We start from the raw sequence: 18,883 nt of genomic DNA, 5'->3' as shown, positions 1-18,883 counted from the left end.
GCAAGCGCCCCGCCGCATCGACCAACCGGCCGAGCCACCCCGAAATTCATCACTCGGAACGCAGAATCACCGTCATCCGCTCATCCGCCAGGGTCGAGCCGAACACTTCGGCGTAGCGCAAGGTGGCATTGGCGTGCTCACGCATGATTGCCTCGGCGCGGCTACCCTGGCGGTTGATCAGGGCGTCGAACACCGAGTGGTGCTGCATGTGGGCGTAGTTGAAGCGGCGAAACTCGCCGGCCATGTTCTGGCGATCCACCGCCAGGGCCGTGACGGAGGCGAATGGCAGGTGGTCGTTGCGAGCCAGGGCCACGGCAATCGCAGGGTTGTGGCTGCCTTCGACGATTACTTGGTGAAAACGCATGTTGAGGTCGTGGTAGACCTCCAGGTCATCCTCGGTCACGAAACCTTTGGCGAACAGCGCATCGCCCTGCACCAGGCACCGTTCGAGGGTCGCCCGGGCCTCGTCGGACAAGCCGCGCTCGGCCGCTTGCCGGGCGGCCAGGCCTTCCAGCACACCTCGCACCTCCACGGCCCCGGCGATCTCCTCGGGACTGACCGAACGCACCTGGAAGCCTCGCCCGCCAAAGCGCACCAGCAGGCCTTCCTGCTCCAGCGTGCGAAAGGCCATGCGCACCGGCATGCGTGACACGCCGAACAATTCGGCCGTGGGAATTTCCATCAGGCGCTCGCCGGCGGCCAACTCCCCCGAGGCGATCATTTTACGCAGCGCAACCAGCACCGTTTGACCGGGCTTACTCATCCAGGCGATTTCCCCAAGAAACAGCCGTCATAGTAGAAGGCTGGCGGTGACGTGTCACGGTGGCCACCGCGCGCCGACCTAGGCCAGCGCCTGCAATTGCGCCAACGTCTGCTCATCCAGCGTGATGCCCTGCTCGGCGGATTTGACCCGTTCGCGATGCCGTCGATCCCCCGGCAGCCGTCGCAGGCCGACACCGTGCATCTGCCTGACCAGTTCCTGGCTGCGCTCGGCGAAGTCCTGGCCGGCGGCCTTGCTCGGGTCGATCACGATCAGCAACTGGCCGGTCCACGGCGTCTTGGCACCCGGGTGGTTGCTCCAGTCGAACTCAAACGAAAAGTGCCCGCCAGTCAGGGCCGCGGCCAGCAGCTCGACCATCATCGACAACGCCGAGCCCTTGTGCCCGCCAAACGGCAACAGTGCGCCGCCCTCCAGGATGGCCTTGGGGTCACGCGTCGGCTGGCCGAGGCTGTCCACGCCCATGCCGGGCGGCAGCAACTCGCCCTTGCGCGCGGCGATCTGCACATCACCGTGGGCGATTGCGCTGGTGGCCAGGTCGAAGACGATCGGCTCGCTATCGGCCCGTGGCGCGGCGAAGGCGATCGGGTTGGTGCCGAACAGCGGGCGATCCGCGCCATGGGGCACGACGCAGGTCATGCTGTTGACCACGCTCAGCGCCACCAGGCCTTCGTAGGCAAACGGCTCGACGTCCGGCCAGAGCGCGGCGAAGTGATGGGAGTTACGGATCGCCAGCACGGCAATGCCGGCGCTGCGGGCCTTTTCCACCAGCAACGGACGCGCGGCGGCCAGGGCTGGCTGGGCAAAACCGTTGGCGGCGTCGACCCGCACGAAGCCTGACGCCACGTCCTCGACCACCGGCACTGCCCGCCCGTTCACCCAGCCGCTCTTGAGTGTCGAGACATAACCGGGGATGCGAAACACCCCATGGCTATGGGCGCCGTCGCGCTCAGCGCCAGCGCAGTTCTCAGCCAGCACCCGGGCGACCTCGGCAGAGGTGCCGTGCCGCAGGAAGATTTTCTCCAGCAAACTCACCAGGGCATCGAAGGACAAAGGGCGAGAACCAACGTGTTCGGATTGCGCAGACATCTGAAGCTCCAGAGTGATTGTTGGAGGTAGCAACAGCGTAAGTCGGACCAGCCCATGATTAAACACCGCTTCGCGCGCGCACTGTCAACTGTTCACGCGATAACTATGTACCGCCTCAAGATCGTCGTTCTTGCCCACGCTGGCCGCTTCCCATGGACGCGCCGCCCACGGCGCCAAGATCGAGAAGCAACGATGACGACTGCCCCCACGCCCCTGCTGTTTCCCCACGTGTTGGACGCCAATCACCTGGACCAACTGGACGACAGCCACGGCTTGACTCAGGCCGATCTGGAATGGCTGCACCACGCCGCACTCCCCAGCCACGCCCTGCGCCAGGCGCAGACGCCCCCGATGGAGGCGCAGACCATCCACCTGCAGGCCGAGGACAAACCCTCGGTGCCCCTGGCCGGCTGCCTCACCCTCAAGGCCTTGACCGATAAAAGCCCAGCGGCCGTCAAACCGGCCTTTCTTTACACGCCCTACGGCGGGATCCAGAAATTCGACAGCCCCGAAGCGTTGGATAGCCACCTCGAAAACCTGCTCAAGGACAAGACCCAACGTGACGAACTACTTAGGTTGCTCTCGATTCCCCAGCGCAGCGAACTCAACGGTGCATCCGTCATCACCTCGTCCACGCAAACCATCCGCGGTGACGTTTTCGCCACCTTGATCGAGTCCGTCGAACAGGCCCAGGGCCTAAACGCCCGGGCGATGGTGAACGAGCTGGTCAAGCTTCCGTCGCTGGCCGCCATGCTCGACCAGGTCTTGAACGAGGTGCTGTCGAATTTCGATCACAAACAGGCCCGCGTCGCACTCAGCGCAGACGTCGATCCTGGCACGATGGGCGCGGGCCGGGTCGCGCGCAACCTGTCACTGGCCGAGGCCGTCCTGGTGTATTTTCACCATCAGGGTCGGCCCGCCGGGCATGACGTCGACTTTATCCATCCAGGCATCACCACGACGCCGTCCAACAGCCAGCAGTGGCAAGCCATCCTGCGGGATACGGCCCGGAACCTGCTCCCCAAGCTGGCCGCGCGCCTCGACGCCTATTGGGATGCCATCGCGCCGTTCCATGCCCCGCGCCGGGACTTTCTCGCGCAGGTCATCAGCGACGGCTTTCGCGCCGCCGTGTTCATCCAACGGGAGAAGCGGCAACTGACCGAAGCGCAGAGCCAGGAACTGCTGCGCCTGTACCGCTCCTCCGGCCCGCAGGAACCGCTGTTGTTCGTGGAATCGGTTCGCCTCTGGGAGTACGCGCCGCTTTACGTGGAATTGGCGGGCTCATTGATGATCAGCGGCAAGGAGCATTACCTGTATACCCCTCACCACGGCCTGTCGAGCGTCGACGGCCACCTGGGGTTCAAGACCGCGCTGCTCGGTGCGCCCACCTCGGTTGCCCGCAAGGACGCGCTCTACAGCCTGCTGAGCCTGCAAGAGCGCAACCGTTTCCTGCGTCTCGACGAGCCGCACGTGTCAGGCAAGACCCTCTCATATCCGGTGTTCGAGTCCCTGGCCGAGGCCATCATCGACAAGCAGATGAACAACCTGCACTACGCCATGGAAATGTCGCGCCAGGGCGACATGGACGTCCACGCACTGGTCGACAAGGCGCTGGACATCCGCAGCCTGATCAACGGCAAACTGCTGGAGCAGCAGGCACACGGACACTGGGGCACCCAACCGTCGTTCTATGGCGAACTGCGCCTGTCCAACTTCATGGCCGACCGACTGGAACGCCAGGGCAACACCTATCAATCGGTCGAGCAGGCCTTCAACGGCCTGTTCAGCCAGTTGCCGCAATCCACCGATGTGGCACTGGACGACGAACTTCGGGCGCTGCTGCCGGAACTGACCCATGTGTTCTCCCAAGGCGTGCGCGCAGAGGCCGAACTGCGGGAGCTCAACGGCACCCTACCGCCCGCCGCGCACGATCTCATCCGCACCGTCTTCGCCTTCGACGCCGAAAACCCGGACCGCACCCAGCGCCCGGGAGTCAAGGGTTTCCGGCCTGACGTCTATTCGTTGCGACTGAGCTGCACCCTGGACGGCTCGACTGTCTCCCTGCCACTGCCCAACTGTTTTCTGTTGACCGAACGTGGCGGGCTGGACACGCCCTACTCCGGCCTGGGGATTTTCTGGTCACCCGCCGATGGCCTGCGGGCCTTTTCCTCCGTTGAATTGGCCGAGCAGCAATTGAACCAATACCTGCAGGATTCGCAAAGGCGCTTCGGCCTGCTCGCCAACCTGCCGCCAGCGCAACGCAAGCCTCACGGCCTCTATCGCCTGGCGTCGTTCGAGCTGATCGAGGACAACGTGCTGGTGAACCGGATGAATTCGTTCATCGGTTATTTCGAGGCCGAGCATGGTTACCTGAGGCAATTGAAGGCCGGTGACTGGCGCCTGGCCGGCCCCGCGCTGGTAGACAGTCTGCGCGCCCTGGTCAGGAAAGGCGCGCCCACCAACCTGATGCGCGCCGCGCAGATCGCCAAGACTGACCGCTGGCAACAGAAACTGCCCGCCTGGTTCGGCACTGCCACCCTTGAAGACCAGTGCCTGCAGGTCAATCTGCTGGAGCAATACCAGGACAGCGCCTTGGACGGCAAGGATTACCTCGACGGTATCGAGCCCCTGCCCGTCTATGTGAGCGTCCGGCTCAAGGCTTTGCTGACCGCCCGCTTCGCCGACAAAAAACTCGATCCGGCCACCTTGCTGATCACACCGAAACTGGCGTTGGCAGGGCCTGCCAGATCACTGACCGAGTTTGCCCTGAGCCACCTGAACATCACTGCCCTGCCCGGATTCAAGGTGTCGTCCAGCACCGGACAGAAGCTGCCGGATAACTTGAACGAAACCGCGATCCGGCAAATCCTGTTGTCGCTGGACATCTCTGGCACTTACAAAAACCAGGTGCTGGAACACTTGTCGGACACCGGCGCGGGTGTCGAAGACCGCAAGCGCAGGTTCCGTCGGCAGGTCCCTTGGCAACTTCTGCAACACGCGCATGCGCACCACCTGCAACAGCACCTCTCGCCCACCGCCTTCGACCTGATTCGCCAGGTGCTGGACATCCCCGACGGCCTGGCGCGCCAGGCCGTGGAAGGCGCCGATGCCGTGGTTCGGCCGTTGGAGCTGATCAAGACCGCGGGCGCCACGGCGGTCAAGGCGTTGGGCCTGTACCTGATCGGCCGAGGCGCCAACGGCACCGGACCGCAGATTCTGTATGCCCCCTATCACACGGGCCACAGCTTTACCGAATTCAAGGACGAAGCCAGCGTCGTCAGCACTTTCAACACCCCAGGGGCGCTCCAGGACCTGCTGCTTCGCCGCCTGCCGGAGCACCAGCAGGCCACGTTCAAAAACCTGTTCGCCAGCACGGTCGGGCACCTGTCGGAAATCACCCTGGCCGCCAACCCGATCCAGACCAACCTGCTCGACACCCTATTCAATGACAACCGGCAACTGTTGTCTCAGATGCTCGACACGCAAACCGACCGGCACCGTCAGTTCGATTGGGAGACGGTCCTGCATCTGTTCAGCGCCGGGGTCAAGTTCATCGGTCGGCAATTGCAGGGCAAACTGGCCTTCATTGAGACGCTCTGGGAAAGCTACCAGGACTTCAAGGCCTCGGCCGAAGCGTTACAGCAGCACGATTGGAAAGCCGGGCTGCACAATTTTATCGCCGGCGCCGCCGAGATGGTGTCATTGGGCTGGATGAACCGCGACGACACCTTCGGCCTGCTCGCCCCGGTGGAGCCCGTTGCGCAGGATGTCCGGGCGGTGGCACCACCACGCTGGCAGGACATCGCCTCCACGGGCCCGACCCGCACCAACCTGCAAGTCTTCGAGGCGCTGGGGATCAATCTCGCCGATCTCCAGCAGAGCGCCACCGACGGCATTTACCGGGCCCAGGCGTCCGGCCGGTTCTATACCAGCTTGGCCGGCAAAGTGTTCGAAGTGGCCAAGGTCAACCGGACCTGGCAGGTGGTCCATGAACAGGGCGAGGGCCCGTTACTCAAGCTTTCCCACGCCCCCGGGAAATGGCTGATCGACCCGCAACGACAGACCATCCGCTACGGCAGGGTGATGTCCACCCTGGCCAACGCCTACAGCGACCACAAGGCTGGCGAAACCCTGAACATCGAAGCCCGGGGCATGGACGAAATCCGCCGAAAATACCCGCACCATGCCACCGTCATCGTACAGGCCCTGGAGACGGCGCGGTATTACTGCACCAACGCCCTGCACAACCTCGATCGAGTCAAGCAGGGAGTGCCGGTGGGCTCCCGGCTGGACACGTTCCTCAAGGCTTTTTTTGGCGTCTATACCGTCGATGTGGCGCTGATCAAGAAAGTCCATGCGGCAATCTCGCCCCTGTGCCAAGCGTTGGCGAACCCGGCCTGGGAATGGCAGAACGGCAAGCGCATCGTCATCGGCAACCTCAAGAGCAGGATCGACGGCGCGACGGCATTCGTGCTCGAACCCGAGGCAAAAGGCCGGATCTATCTCACCCAGTTGTTCTTCGATGCCGGGCTGGACAGCTACAAAGCCCTCGTCCCGGACGCGTTCAACGTCGATGCCCATGCCCAGGCGGCGATACTGATCCACGAGATTTCCCATCAACTGTTCGACACGCTCGACATCATCTACCTGGACGCGTCGTTGCCGTTCCTCGACCTGATTTCAAGGGTCACGCACCTGGGACGGGTGGCCTATAACCAACAGGAAGAACTGCAGCGCCACGGACTTTCGCTGAGCACGCCGCGCAGCAAACTGTTCCGGGAATGGGACATTGCCGCCAAAGAGTCCAGGAGCCTGGAGTTCATCCCCCGCCACAAGGACACGGTCAAGGCCATCCTGGAAATGACCGGCGCCAGGAGCCTGGACGAGGCACGTAATGCCTTTCTGGACCCGCACCTGCCGGAAAAACGCATCGACGTCATCCTGCGCAATGCTGATTCCATGACGTTGCTCATCTGTGAGCTGGGCAGGCAGCTCGACCCGGCCTGATCGAGAAGCAGAGTGTTGGCGAGCGGCGTTGATCTTTTTTTCACGACGCGTGTGCGAAGGTAGGACTTTGTTCGAATCTTTGGGTAAAAACCGGCTCATTTGATGTTCAAACGCCATGACGGCAGTTCTCGGCAGCGCCTGCCGAAGGTTAGAATGCGGCAAACCAGGAAGAGTCAATGACCGAACCTACACTCTCGGAAGCCGAATACGACGCCATCACCGATGCAGCCGCCCATTGGTGCATGCGCTTGCATGCCAGCGACTGCACCGATGCCGAGCGACGGGCCTTCAAGCAATGGCACGATGCCGATCCCCTGCATGCCGTCGAATATGAAGCCATGCTGGAGATCTGGACGACGGCCGATCACCTGCCCCGCGTCGAGCCACCCGCCCCCCTCCCATCCCCGGCGCCTCGGCCTCGGTCGCGCTGGAGCCGGCTGGCCGTTGCGGCGGCAGTGCTGGCCGTCGGCTTGCCCCTGGCGGCGTTCACGGGTTGGCACCTTGGCTGGGTCGCCAATTCCTATGAACACTTCGAGGCCGGCGCAAACGTGCGCCATATCACCTTGAGCGACGGCAGCCAGGTGGAGCTCAACCTCGGCAGCGAGCTGGTGTTTGCCAATTACAAGCATGAGCGTCGGGTGACGCTGGAAAAAGGCGAGGCATTTTTCGATGTCAGCCATGACAAGCAGCACCCCTTTGTCGTTCGCGCAGGCCAGGGCCAGGTGCGCGTGACAGGCACTCGCTTCAATGTCTGGATGTACCAGGATCAGGTGCGAGTCACGCTGCTGGAAGGTTCCGTGTGGGTGACCAGCAATCAGGCGCCCGCCAGTACCGGTTCGCAACTGACCCCGGGCATGCAGGCCAGCTACAAGGCCGGCGACTACCAGCCGCAGGTGCGTGACATTGGCGCCGATGACAGCTCACTGGCGTGGCGCAACGGCAAGCTGGTGCTGGACAACCTCGCCCTCAGCGAGGCACTGCCGCTGATCAATCGCTATCTCGCCCGCCCGGTCATGCTGGCCGACAACAGCACCGGCTCCCTGCGTATCGGCGGGATCTACAACCTCAATGAAGTGCAGAACCTGGTGCCTTCCTTGCCCAAGGTCCTGCCGGTCTACCTGACCCAGAACAAGGACGGCAACCCGGTCCTCAACGCCATAGGGCAACGGCCAGCCCCTCACTGAGTGATTCCCCGGTGGGGAGTGAGCCTGCTCGCGAAGACTTGAGCCCAGCCAACATCAATGTCGACTGGACTGCCGCTTTCGCGAGCAAGCTCGCTCCCACAGGGGTTCCCGGCCGGCCCCATCTCTGCTGTAGGAATAAGGCCTAGTGCGTTGCCACCCGGCCTGTTTCGTCGCGCTCACGAATGGTCTGGGCCTGGTAATCCGGGTCGGCCTTGATCTGCTGCTCGGTGAACGGCAGCACATTCCATTGCTTCTGCGAAAACGCCCGGGTCTGGTCGGTTGAGTAAGGCGACGCGGGGTCGCTGGACAACGAGAACGCCAGCAACCCCTGGGCCTGGGGACCCTTGTCGTCGAAGGTCACCACTTGCAGGTAGCTGGTGCCGCCGACCACTTCGCGCTTGCCGTTCGCCGCCGGTACGCTCTGGATGGCGTTGTAGATCCCCAGTTCCCCTGGCCCGCCGTGGATCGGTGTCTGCCGGTCACCGCTGCTGGCGACTTGAATGTCTTGCCATTGACGGTCCTTCGACCATTGCGCAGCCGCCACCGAGGCCAGCATGGCCTCGCGCACAGCCTTGAGCACCGCCGGCCGCTCGATCGCCAGGCCGCGCGGGGTGTGTTGCGGGTCTTTTGGATCGAACGCGACCCGCCACGATTCAGGCAGCGCCTGCACGCGTTCCATGATGTGCTGGAAGTGCACGAAACCCAGCCCACTGTGCAGGCCCGCCGTGCGGTCCCAGGTCTTGAGGCTGGCACAGGCCTCGGCGATTGCCGCGGCGTCTTTGCCGGCCTCGGCGGCGCATGCGCCAAGCAAGTCCGGCACGACCTGGTCAGCCAGGTAGACCCGATCGTCCATGACCATGCGCTGCAGATCTTCCACCTTCACCGCTCCGTCCTTGGCGAGCGAGCCCAGCCGATCCAGGGCAAACCGTGAACGCAAGCCCAGCGGCTGGCCGTGCTGGCTGATGAGCGGCGAATAGCCGGTCAGCGGCTGTGCCGGATTGACCATCCAGGCCGAATCGTTGGAGTTTTGCACGTAATCGCGTCGCAGCAACTGCGGCAACTGGTCGGCCGCATAGATGCCCTGTTGCGCGGCCTTGGGATCCACGTCCCAGGCACATTCGCTGCGCGAACCGTCCAGCACGATCAGTTGCAGCCCGGCCCGGGGGTCGCTGCAACGTGCCAGCTTGGCGGCGTTGACGTTCGGCACCACCGACAGGTTCATGTAGAGGCTCTGCCCCTGGTCGTCCACCGCCAGGGTGTTGACCCAAGGGATACCCTGGATGCGGTGCACGGAACCCTGCAAATCCTTGAGCGAGACCGCCTGGTTCATGGCGTACCACTGCTCCAGCACTCGGTCGTTGTCCAGGTTCGCGTCCCGCAGGCTGAAAGCGAAGCGGTTATCCCAGTCGAGCTTGCCTGGCCACTGGACGATGGGCCCGAACTGCGAGCCGTAGACCACGCGGGACACCGCTTTGACCTGCCCGTCAGGTTGCTTGACGTCCACCGTGACCGCTTGTTGGCTCATAGGCACCGACTGGCCGTCGATCAGGTAGCGGGTCGGGTCCTTCGGGTCGAGTTGCAGGCGGTACAGAGTGAAATGCTTGGAGGTGTCGACAGTGTGGGTCCAGGCCAGGTGCTGGCTGAACCCGATGTTGATCACCGGCAGACCTGGCAGGGCCGCGCCCATGACATCCAGCTTGCCGGGAATGGTCAGGTGCATCTGGTAGAAGCGCATGCCGCCCACCCAGGGAAAGTGCGGATTGGCCAGCAACATCCCGCGACCGTTGAACGAACGCTCGCTGCCGATGGCCAGCGCATTGCTGCCACGCTCCAGGGCGAACCGTTGCTGCCGGGTCGCGGCGTCTGCAAAACCATTGGCGACAGCGCCATTGAGTGCGCTCGCCTGGGGTGGCTGTGCCCCGGCCAGGGCTTCAGCGAACTGGCCAATGCCGCCTTCCACCAACAGGCGCCGGGTCAGCTTGACCAGGTCCAGCGCCGTGATCGGCCGAACCCATTCGCTGGCGCACTCCACGGGCAGGCCCGTGGCCTTGCGCTTGGCCAGCGCCCGGTTGTAACCCGCCACGTAGCCTTCGATCCGTTGCTGGACCGGTGGCGTCTGGGCCTGCCAGAAACCGGACACCGCCTGCGGCGTGTTGAGCCAGTTGAAAAACACATCGCTGACACGGTTTTCCCGCTGCTCCACCGTCAGTTGCTCGGGCCCGAAGTAGCGCGAGCGCTGGCCATTGACCGTGACGATCTCGTTCGCCAACAGGCAGAGATTGTCCTGGGCGTACGCATAGCCGATGCCGTAACCCAGGCCGCGCTCATCCTGGGCACGAATATGCGGCACGCCAAAACGGGTGCGGCGGATCTCGGCGCTGGCCTGCGCCAGGTCGTCTTGCGCCACGGCCACGGGACTGAGCCCCAGGGCCACGCCCATAAAAGCGCCCGCGAGGGCCATCCTCGATAACTGCCCGGACATTCTCACGTTCACTCCAGATGAAGACTTCAGAAAACCAGGACGGCCACCGAGGCTCGTGACAACCGGCTGCGGTTCGCCCTGGAACATCCACACGCCGCCCGTTCGAACGGAATGTGCCTCCCCTGGAAACGAACCGGATGAAAAAAAATTAATCGCCTGAAGGGCGTTCTATCACGGGGTTTGACGAAGCAAGGGCAAATTTTTCACATACCGCCCTTCATGATTGCCCGCCCTCGTTCGTCCTATTACAGGAGAGTATCCGTGACCTTTTCTGAACAGGCTGGTAAGGAGTTTCTGCATGCGTAACGCGCAACTGCCCATGGAGGGCAAGCCACGACCGACCGGCGTTTCGCTGGGCGTCCCCCACACCGTTTTCGCCAGGCCCGCCGAGCGCGGCGGCAATGAACACATCCGGCGCCTGCTCAAGAGCTTCGGGCTGAGGACCAGCCTGATTCGCCTCAAGGTCATCGACGCGCTGCTCAAGGCGGCCGAGGACAATCACGGCCTGGGCGTGCGGGGGGTACACAGTCAGTTGCTGGGGTTGGACATTCCGTTGTCCTTCCTCAGTGTGCGCGAGGTGCTCAAGCGCCTGTGCAGCGAGGGGGTCATCGTGCTCAATCCCGACAAGAGCTATTGCCTGCACCCCAAGGCCATGGCCGTGATCGAAGCGGGTGAATGACGCCCGGGGTCAGGGCTTGACCTTGCGTCGCATCACGCCGTTGATCACCACCACGATGACCGCCACGGCAATGGCGATGTATTGAAACAGCTGCTCGCTGATCATGCCTTTGCCCTGCATCCAGGACAGGCCCAGCATGATCGCCAGGACCACGAGGACGATCAGAATCGAGTACTTCAAGCGTTGTGAATGAGTCATTGCCAATTTCCTGAATGTTGCCGTTCTGTAGCCCGGGGCCTGCCGGGGTGACACCGGATCGAGCGATGACGGGCAGCGCACGGGCGGCCCATGGTACAGGCCAACCCGCCTGTTCGCCTACGGGCGATCACTTGCCGGATGGGCCCACGACACCGCCGATGCACGGTATTCAAGCTTGGGCGAGGCGCGCCGATACAAGTTGGTACGTTTATCCCAACTGTCCTTGAAAGACGCCTCCGTGCAAGGAACCACCCCCATGCCCGCATTCCGAACGATTCAGGCTCGCTACACGCTGTTCCTGGTTCTATTCATCCTGGTGCTGTCGATCTTGACGGTCGTGGGCATCAGCTACCTGGTCGCGCCCAAGCTGCGCCATACCGAAGAACAGGTGGTCCTCAACCGCATTGGCGAAGTCGCCCAGCAGATCCAGGGCGAACTGAGCAAGGTGCAGGCCCAGCAGCGCAGCATCACCCAGACCATTCCACTGCTCGACAGCGACGCCATCGACAAAGTGCTGCCGGGGCTGGTGGACCAGTACGGCGAGTTGAAAGTGTTTGGCGGCGGGATCTGGCCGCTGCCGAACCAGCGCGCCGAGGGGCGCAGCAAGTTCAGTACGTTCTGGCACCGCGATGCCTCCGGCAAGCTGGTGGTCAATACCTTCTGGAACAGTGACGCCGCGCCGAACTACTACGAGCAACCCTGGCACAAGGGCGGCATGGCCACCCCGGCGGGCAAGTGCGCCTGGGCCGCGGCCTACAAGGACGACGCCAGCGCCGAGCCACGCACCAACTGCGCCATGGCCATCCAGAAAAACGGCGTGCCCTATGGCGTGTCGACCATCGACGTAACCCTGGGCTTCTTCAATGAGCTGGTGGCGCGCAAGGAAGCCGACCTGAGCGCCGAGATGCTGATCGTCGAAGGCGACGGCAAAATCATCAGCAACAGTTCGCGCATCAACGGGCCGATCGTCCTGAAGAACATCAGCGAACTGGCCGCCAGCTCGCCCTTCGCCGCCCAGGTTCAGGCCGGCCTGGCCCACCGTGACCAGCCGCTGCAACGGATCGAGTTCGACAACAACGGCGTGGCCAGCACCTTTTTCATGCGCCCCATCGAAGGCTCGCCGTGGTTCTTGGCGACAGCATTGCCGACCCGCCTGATCACCGCCCAGCGCGACGACGTGTTGAACACGCTGAGCCTGCTGCAAATCCCGATGGTGATCCTGCTGATGCTGATGCAGTTGTACGCGATCCGTCAACTGACCAACCGCATGAAGATCCTCAAGGGCAACATCGACGCCTTGTCCACCGGCGATGCCGACCTGACCCGGCGCATCACCATTCGCGCCGAAGATGAACTGGGCGCCATCGGGCATTCGGTCAACGGCTTCATCGCCTACCTGCAGAACATGATTGGCGAAGTCACCCAGGCCACCGGCGCCATGGCGTCCAGTCTGGAGAACCTGCAACGGACCTCGGCCCACACCAGCGAGATCCTGATGCGCCACGCCTCGGAAACCGACCAGACCGTGACCGCCATCACCGAGATGAGCTCCACGGCCGAAAGCGTGGCGCAGAACGCCGCCGAGACCGCCGCGTTCACCCAGCGCGCCAACGAGCACGCCGATCGCTCCCGCGTGGTCGTCGGCGAGGCGTCCAACAGCGTCGTCGCGCTGATCGACGAAGTGTCCAGCGCGACCCGCAAGGTCGAAAGCATGCAGCAGGATGCCCAGCGCATCACCGAGATCCTCGGCGTGATCGGCGCCATTGCCGGGCAGACCAACCTGTTGGCCCTCAACGCCGCCATCGAGGCCGCCCGGGCCGGCGAGCAGGGTCGCGGCTTTGCCGTGGTGGCCGACGAGGTCCGCGCCCTCGCCGCCCGTACCCAGGCCAGCACCTCGGAGATCAACGAAATGCTGACTCGACTGACCCAGGGCGTGAGCTCCTCGGTGCAGGCGATGGAAAACACCCAGGCCAGTTGCCAGTCGGCCGCCGATGCGACTTCCCGGGTCAACTCGGGCCTGGACGAAATGGCCGGCTCCGTCAGCCAGATCAACAGCCTGAGCACCCAGATCGCCACCGCCGCCGAGCAGCAAAGCGCGGTGACCGAGGAGATCAACCGCAGCATGGTGCAGATCCGCCACATGGTGGAGGAACTGGTGGAAAGCGGCCTGGCCAGTGAAAACAACACCCGACAACTGCTGGACGCCAACAGCCGGGTGAATGCGATCATGGGTCGATTCAAGGTGCGCTAACGGCTACGGCCATAACCTCCGTGGGAGCCGAGCTTTCGCGATAGCGGTATGTCAGTCGACAAATCTGTTGGCTGGTCAGCCGTTATCGCGAGCAAGCTCGGCTCCCACAGGGTATGACTGACACCCTCATCCTCAGTCCCACCTGACAATTCTGTCATCTGCGCTTCAGCCCCCTGTCAGCTCTGCCCCGCTACTCTGTTATCCTCCCGCCCAATCGTTCGACATGAGAGCCTTTCCATGGCCAAGCCCCTGCACCTGCTCGCCCTGAGCGCCTTGTTCCTGACCACCCTGGCCCAGGCCGCCGAACCGGTCACCATCGACGTGCACCGCGATGCCAACTGCGGCTGCTGCAAGAAGTGGATTTCGCACTTGCAAGACAACGGTTTCAAGGTCAATGACCATGTCGAAGCCGACATGGCTTCGGTCAAGCAACGCCTGGGCGTGGCGCCCAACCTGCGCTCGTGCCACACCGCCGAGATCAACGGCAAATTCGTCGAGGGCCATGTCCCGGCCGAGCAGGTACTGGCGTTGAGCAAGCGCGATGACTTGCTCGGTGTCGCCGCGCCCGGCATGCCCATGGGTTCGCCCGGCATGGAAATGGACGGCATGAGCGACGCCTACCAAGTGATCGGCCTGAAGAAGGACGGCACGCAAACCGTGGTGGCGGATTACCCGGCCCATTGACGGCGCGCGGTGGAACGTTCGAGCGGTTTGGTTGCCTGTGGTTAATGTCGCCATAATCGGACCGCCCCAGGATCGGCGGCGGTCCCCAAGGAGATTGACCATGTCGCGTTCCACCGCCCGCTGGCTGCCGAGCCTGTTCCTGACTGCCTCGCTGCCCTGGTTCGCCCAGGCCGCCAACCTGTCGCAAGGCCCGGCCTACGGCGCGCAACTGGAAGGCTTCGACTACCCCTACACGCTCAAGCACTTCGCCTTCCAGTCCCAGGGCAAGGCCTTGCAGATGGGCTACATGGACGTACCGGCCCAGGGCAAGGTCAATGGCCACACGGTGGTGCTGATGCATGGCAAGAACTTCTGCGCCGCCACGTGGGGCGACTCGATCAAGACCCTCAGCGAGCAAGGCTACCGGGTGATCGCGCCGGACCAGATCGGTTTCTGCACCTCGAGCAAACCCGACCATTACCAGTACAGCTTCCAGCAATTGGCGAGCAATACCCAAGCCCTGCTCAAGACCCTCGGCGTACAGAAAGCCACGGTGCTGGGTCACTCCACCGGCGGCATGCTCGCCACCCGCTATGCCCTGCAGTTTCCCGATCAGGTCGAGCGCCTGGCGCTGGTCAACCCCATTGGCCTGGAGGACTGGAAAGCCCTCGGCGTGCCCTACCGCAGCGTTGACCAGTGGTATCAACGCGAGCTCAAGCTCAGTGCCGATGGCATCCGCGATTACGAACGCAAGACCTATTACGCAGGGCGCTGGAAGCCTGAGTTCGACCGCTGGGTGGACATGCTCGCCGGCTTGAACAAAGGGCCGGGGCATACGCAAGTGGCGTGGAACTCGGCGCTGATCTACGACATGATCTTCACCCAGCCGGTCTACTACGAGTTCAAGGACCTGCGCGTCCCCACCCTGCTGCTGATCGGCACCGCCGACACCACGGCCATCGGCAGCGACATCGCGCCACCCGCCGTGAAGGCCAGGTTGGGCCGCTATGAGGTATTGGGCAAACAGGTTGCGCAATTGATCCCCCAGTCGACCCTGGTGGAGTTCCCCAACCTGGGGCACGCGCCGCAGATGGAAGAGCCGGAGCGCTTCCACAAAGCCTTGCTCGACTGGCTGGACAAACCCATTCCCTGATGAGGTGTTCCATGGCGGTGCAAATAGCAGTCATCGACGATTGGCAAGACGTGGCGCGAGACGTGATCGACTGGTCGCCGCTGGACGCCGTGGGTCACGTGACCTTTGTCCACGACTATCCCGCCGACCGCGACACCCTTGTCGAGCGTTTGCAGCGCTTCGAAGTGATCTGCGTGATGCGCGAGCGCACCACCTTCGATGAAGACCTGTTGCAGCGCCTGCCGCGTCTCAAGCTGTTGCTCACCGGCGGCATGCGCAACGCCGCCCTCGACCTTGAAGCCGCCGCCAGACTGGGCATCCAGGTGTGTGGCACGCAAAGCTACAAGCACGCGGCACCCGAACTGACCTGGACGTTGATCATGGCCCTGACCCGTAACCTGGTGCAGGAGGCCAACGCCCTGCGCGCCGGTTTGTGGCAGCAAGGCCTGGGTGGCGACCTGCACGGCAAGACCCTGGGGATCCTCGGCCTGGGCAGCATCGGCACGCGGGTGGCGCAGTTCGGCCAGGTGTTCGGCATGCGGGTGATCGCCTGGAGCCAGAATCTCACGGCCGAACGCGCCGCCAAAGCAGGCGTGACCTATGTGAGCAAGCAAGCGCTGTTCGAGCAGGCCGATATCCTGTCGGTCCACTTGGTGCTCGGCGAACGCAGTCGCGGCCTGGTGGATGCCCAGGCCCTGGGCTGGATGAAACCCTCGGCGCTGCTGGTCAACACCGCTCGCGGACCGATCGTCGATGAAGCCGCGCTGATCGATGCCCTCCAGCACAAACGCCTGGCCGGCGCCGCCCTCGACGTCTTCGCCCAGGAACCCCTACCCGTCGACCACCCGTTCCGAACCCTGGACAACGTACTGGCCACCCCGCATGTGGGCTACGTCACGCAACAGAACTACCAACTCTTCTATTCCCTGATGATCGAAGACCTCCTGGCCTGGGCCAGCGGCCACCCCATCCGCCTGCTGACCGCCACCTCCTGAACCCACCCTCCCACAATTCAAACGGGCATGTTCACAAAACCCGCACCTGGGCAAAGATCCCTGTGGGAGCGGGCTTGCCCGCGAACACGCCATCCCAGCCAACATCACCGCCCCAGACAGACCGCTTTCGCGGGCAAGCCCGCCCACAATTCAATCGGGCATGTTCACAAAACCCGCGCCTGGCAAAGCCCTCTGTGGGAGCGGGCTTGCCCGCGAAGACGCCATCCCAGCCAACATTACCGCCCCAGACAGACCGCTTTCGCGGGCAAGCCCGCTCCCACAAGTGGCCCGGGTCGGGCACGGCCAATCCTGTTCCCACATTCCATCCCAGCCTGTCATTCACCTGTAGTTTTTCAATAGCACACAGGCCATCAAAAAGCCTCCATCGCTCACGCCCCTTAATGGTGCGCTACGCCATTCCATCGCGCGCCGCTATAAAACACCGCATGCCCTGTACACGGTTCTGGTTTCAGAAACATGCACTTCGTCGGCGCGTCTTTCGCGCTGTCGTGTAAGACATTGCCGACAAAAAACGTGATTGTCGGACAATTCGACGAAGCGCACCGCAGCGCTCTAGCTTCTGACCTAGACTCGCGATCCGGGGGTAATACCGACCGGTCATCCAGACGAAAAAAAGTCGAAACTTTTCGCGACGGCGACAGGTCAGGGTAATGGAAGGGCAACAGCGGCTGGTGCAGTCCTTGCAACGGCCCTCCCACCTGATTCGCTTCGCCGCATTGGGCAGCGCTTTGCTTACCTTGCGTAGCGCTTGTGCGCCTGGCCGCAGGATTCGGCCAATGTAACAACAGCTCTGGCGCATGCCGGAAACAGATCGAGAAAACAGGAGATATTTATGATCAGTGCTGCCTTGGAACCACAACAGGTCCGTTCTCAATTACCGCCGGCGGCCGATTCGCCGACGGCTCCGGTGCTCGCCACCGGCGGCAAGGCACTGCTCCCCGTCGTTCGCCACAACCCCAATCGCAAGAAGGTCTTGTTCGTCACGTCGGAAATCGCCGACCTGGTGAAAACCGGCGGGTTGGGCGACGTGTCTTCGGCGCTGCCCCGGGCCATGGCTGGCCTGCATGATGTACGGGTACTGATTCCCGGCTATCCGCAGGTGATGAACAGCGGCAATCCGATCCACATCATCGGCGAACTGGGCGGCCACGCCGCGCTGCCGCCGTGCAAGATCGGGCGCATGGACATGGCCGACGGCCTGGTGATCTACGTCCTGATCTGCCCCGAGCTGTATGCCCGCGAAGGCTCGCCCTATGGCGCCAACAACGGTCGCGACTGGCCGGACAACCACATTCGCTTCGCCCGCCTGGGCCTGGCGGCCGCCGACATCGCCGCCAACCTCGCCCAGATCCACTGGTGCCCCGACCTGGTCCATGCCCACGATTGGCCGGCTGGACTGGCGCCGGCCTACATGCACTGGCGCGGCCAACGGACCCCCACCCTGTTCACCATTCACAACCTGGCCTACCAGGGCGTGGTGAGCCTGGCGTGCTGCCCGGAGCTGGGCATTCCCGAACACGCCTTGCAACAGGAAGGCATGGAGTTCTACGGCAAGCTGTCGTTCCTCAAGGCCGGCATGGCCTACTCCAGCCACATCACCACCGTCAGCGCCACCTACGCCCAGGAAATCACCACCCCCACCTTCGGTTGCGGGCTCGATGGCTTCCTGGCGGCCAAGACCCAGCAGGGCCTGCTCAGCGGCATCCCCAACGGCATTGACGAAAGCTGGGACGCGGCGACCGACTCGCACCTGTTCCGCCAGTTCGCCATCGGCGACTGGGAAGGCAAGGCCGTCAACGCCGCCCATGTACGCGAGCTGTTCGGCCTGGACGATTGCACCGGGCCGCTGTTCGCCGTGGTCTCGCGCCTGGTGTACCAGAAAGGCCTGGACCTGACCGAGGCGGTCGCCGAGTTCATCGTCGAGTCGGGCGGCCAGATCGCGATCATCGGCCGTGGCGAGCCGGAAGAAGAACAAGCCATGCGCGAACTGGCGCTGCGGTTCCCCGGCCGGATCGGCGTGCGCATCGGCTTCAACGAAACCGATGCGCGGCGGATGTTCGCCGGCAGCGACTTTTTGCTGATGCCATCGCGCTACGAGCCTTGCGGCCTGAGCCAGATGTACGCGCAGCGCTTCGGTTCTCTGCCGGTGGCACGCAACACCGGCGGGCTGGCGGACACCATCGAGGACGGCGTCACCGGTTTCCTGTTCGACGAGTCCACCGTCGACAGCTACAAGCAGGCCCTGAGCCGGGCCTTCAAGGTCTTCGAGTTCCCCGAGCTGCTCAATGCCATGCGTTGCCGGGCCATGTCGGCACCTTTCAACTGGAGCAAGGCGGTGGAGCCCTACGCCGAGCTCTACGAACAGCTGGTGGCTAAATCACTGGGTAAATCGGCCAGACAATGA

Annotated in this window: 12 protein-coding genes and 1 pseudogene; 9 read left to right on the top strand and 4 right to left on the bottom strand. The window is 63.4% G+C overall.

From position 1 onward, the window contains the following. Positions 1 to 49: 49 nt before the first annotated feature. Together AD664_RS03330 and AD664_RS03325 are read right to left on the bottom strand one after the other, a co-directional pair. Complete coding sequence (locus AD664_RS03330; RefSeq protein WP_053144376.1) at positions 50 to 763, bottom strand: GntR family transcriptional regulator; 714 nt, start codon at positions 761 to 763, stop codon at positions 50 to 52. A 78-nt stretch (positions 764 to 841) separates the two neighbouring features. Then, the gene (locus AD664_RS03325; RefSeq protein ID WP_053144374.1) at positions 842 to 1,867 is read right to left on the bottom strand and encodes an Ldh family oxidoreductase; all 1,026 of its coding nucleotides are present in this window, start codon (positions 1,865 to 1,867) and stop codon (positions 842 to 844) included. Positions 1,868 to 2,059: 192 nt separating this feature from the next. On the opposite strand from AD664_RS03325, the gene AD664_RS03320 reads away from it, so the two are divergent. Together AD664_RS03320 and AD664_RS03315 are read left to right on the top strand one after the other, a co-directional pair. After that, complete coding sequence (locus tag AD664_RS03320; RefSeq protein WP_053144371.1) at positions 2,060 to 6,874, top strand: dermonecrotic toxin domain-containing protein; 4,815 nt, start codon at positions 2,060 to 2,062, stop codon at positions 6,872 to 6,874. Positions 6,875 to 7,050: 176 nt separating this feature from the next. Then, on the top strand, positions 7,051 to 8,058 hold the full coding sequence (locus AD664_RS03315) for a FecR family protein (protein ID WP_053144369.1): 1,008 nt from the start codon (positions 7,051 to 7,053) through the stop codon (positions 8,056 to 8,058). 142 nt (positions 8,059 to 8,200) lie between these two features. On the opposite strand, the gene AD664_RS03310 is transcribed toward AD664_RS03315, so the two are convergent. Continuing rightward, on the bottom strand, positions 8,201 to 10,540 hold the full coding sequence (locus AD664_RS03310) for an acylase (protein WP_053144368.1): 2,340 nt from the start codon (positions 10,538 to 10,540) through the stop codon (positions 8,201 to 8,203). Between the two features lie 298 nt (positions 10,541 to 10,838). Here AD664_RS03310 and AD664_RS03305 point away from each other — a divergent pair, with 298 nt between their 5' ends. Beyond that, positions 10,839 to 11,219 carry a fe2+ zn2+ uptake regulation protein gene (locus AD664_RS03305; protein ID WP_053144366.1) on the top strand — a complete coding sequence of 127 codons (381 nt, stop codon included), beginning with the start codon at positions 10,839 to 10,841 and terminating at the stop codon, positions 11,217 to 11,219. Positions 11,220 to 11,228: 9 nt separating this feature from the next. Here the strand turns inward: AD664_RS03305 and AD664_RS03300 are convergent, their stop codons facing one another. Beyond that, complete coding sequence (locus AD664_RS03300) at positions 11,229 to 11,417, bottom strand: hypothetical protein (protein ID WP_042731964.1); 189 nt, start codon at positions 11,415 to 11,417, stop codon at positions 11,229 to 11,231. A 256-nt stretch (positions 11,418 to 11,673) separates the two neighbouring features. Here AD664_RS03300 and AD664_RS28105 point away from each other — a divergent pair. The 6 genes and pseudogenes from AD664_RS28105 to glgA form a co-directional block, all read left to right on the top strand. Further along, positions 11,674 to 12,807: pseudogene (locus AD664_RS28105) on the top strand (cache domain-containing protein); the annotation flags it as partial. Between the two features lie 15 nt (positions 12,808 to 12,822). Then, entirely contained in the window at positions 12,823 to 13,668 is an 846-nt protein-coding gene (locus AD664_RS28100) for a methyl-accepting chemotaxis protein (protein ID WP_371260937.1), read from the top strand. A gap of 237 nt (positions 13,669 to 13,905) precedes the next feature. Then, complete coding sequence (locus AD664_RS03290; RefSeq protein ID WP_042731966.1) at positions 13,906 to 14,352, top strand: DUF411 domain-containing protein; 447 nt, start codon at positions 13,906 to 13,908, stop codon at positions 14,350 to 14,352. A gap of 100 nt (positions 14,353 to 14,452) precedes the next feature. Beyond that, positions 14,453 to 15,484, top strand: a complete 1,032-nt coding sequence (locus tag AD664_RS03285; protein WP_053144362.1) for an alpha/beta fold hydrolase — start codon at positions 14,453 to 14,455, stop codon at positions 15,482 to 15,484. An 11-nt stretch (positions 15,485 to 15,495) separates the two neighbouring features. After that, positions 15,496 to 16,458 carry a D-2-hydroxyacid dehydrogenase family protein gene (locus AD664_RS03280; RefSeq protein WP_053144360.1) on the top strand — a complete coding sequence of 321 codons (963 nt, stop codon included), beginning with the start codon at positions 15,496 to 15,498 and terminating at the stop codon, positions 16,456 to 16,458. An 853-nt stretch (positions 16,459 to 17,311) separates the two neighbouring features. Next, positions 17,312 to 18,883 carry a glycogen synthase GlgA gene (glgA, locus tag AD664_RS03275; protein WP_053144358.1) on the top strand — a complete coding sequence of 524 codons (1,572 nt, stop codon included), beginning with the start codon at positions 17,312 to 17,314 and terminating at the stop codon, positions 18,881 to 18,883.

The sequence above is a fragment of the Pseudomonas sp. P97.38 genome (assembly GCF_001269745.1).
In the GTDB taxonomy this organism is placed as follows: Bacteria; Pseudomonadota; Gammaproteobacteria; order Pseudomonadales; family Pseudomonadaceae; genus Aquipseudomonas; species Aquipseudomonas chlororaphis_E.
This window is presented reverse-complemented; position numbering and strand designations above follow the sequence as displayed.

Bases quoted from the DNA above. Each gene is read 5' to 3' on its own strand.
- AD664_RS03315 (WP_053144369.1), top strand. From the start codon at position 7,051: ATGACCGAACCTACACTCTCGGAAGCCGAATACGACGCCATCACCGAT.
- glgA (WP_053144358.1), top strand. From the start codon at position 17,312: ATGATCAGTGCTGCCTTGGAACCACAACAGGTCCGTTCTCAATTACCG.
- AD664_RS03290 (WP_042731966.1), top strand. From the start codon at position 13,906: ATGGCCAAGCCCCTGCACCTGCTCGCCCTGAGCGCCTTGTTCCTGACC.
- AD664_RS28100 (WP_371260937.1), top strand. From the start codon at position 12,823: ATGATTGGCGAAGTCACCCAGGCCACCGGCGCCATGGCGTCCAGTCTG.
- AD664_RS03300 (WP_042731964.1), bottom strand. From the start codon at position 11,417: ATGACTCATTCACAACGCTTGAAGTACTCGATTCTGATCGTCCTCGTG.
- AD664_RS03285 (WP_053144362.1), top strand. From the start codon at position 14,453: ATGTCGCGTTCCACCGCCCGCTGGCTGCCGAGCCTGTTCCTGACTGCC.
- AD664_RS03280 (WP_053144360.1), top strand. From the start codon at position 15,496: ATGGCGGTGCAAATAGCAGTCATCGACGATTGGCAAGACGTGGCGCGA.
- AD664_RS03325 (WP_053144374.1), bottom strand. From the start codon at position 1,867: ATGTCTGCGCAATCCGAACACGTTGGTTCTCGCCCTTTGTCCTTCGAT.
- AD664_RS03330 (WP_053144376.1), bottom strand. From the start codon at position 763: ATGAGTAAGCCCGGTCAAACGGTGCTGGTTGCGCTGCGTAAAATGATC.
- AD664_RS03310 (WP_053144368.1), bottom strand. From the start codon at position 10,540: ATGTCCGGGCAGTTATCGAGGATGGCCCTCGCGGGCGCTTTTATGGGC.
- AD664_RS03305 (WP_053144366.1), top strand. From the start codon at position 10,839: ATGCGTAACGCGCAACTGCCCATGGAGGGCAAGCCACGACCGACCGGC.
- AD664_RS03320 (WP_053144371.1), top strand. From the start codon at position 2,060: ATGACGACTGCCCCCACGCCCCTGCTGTTTCCCCACGTGTTGGACGCC.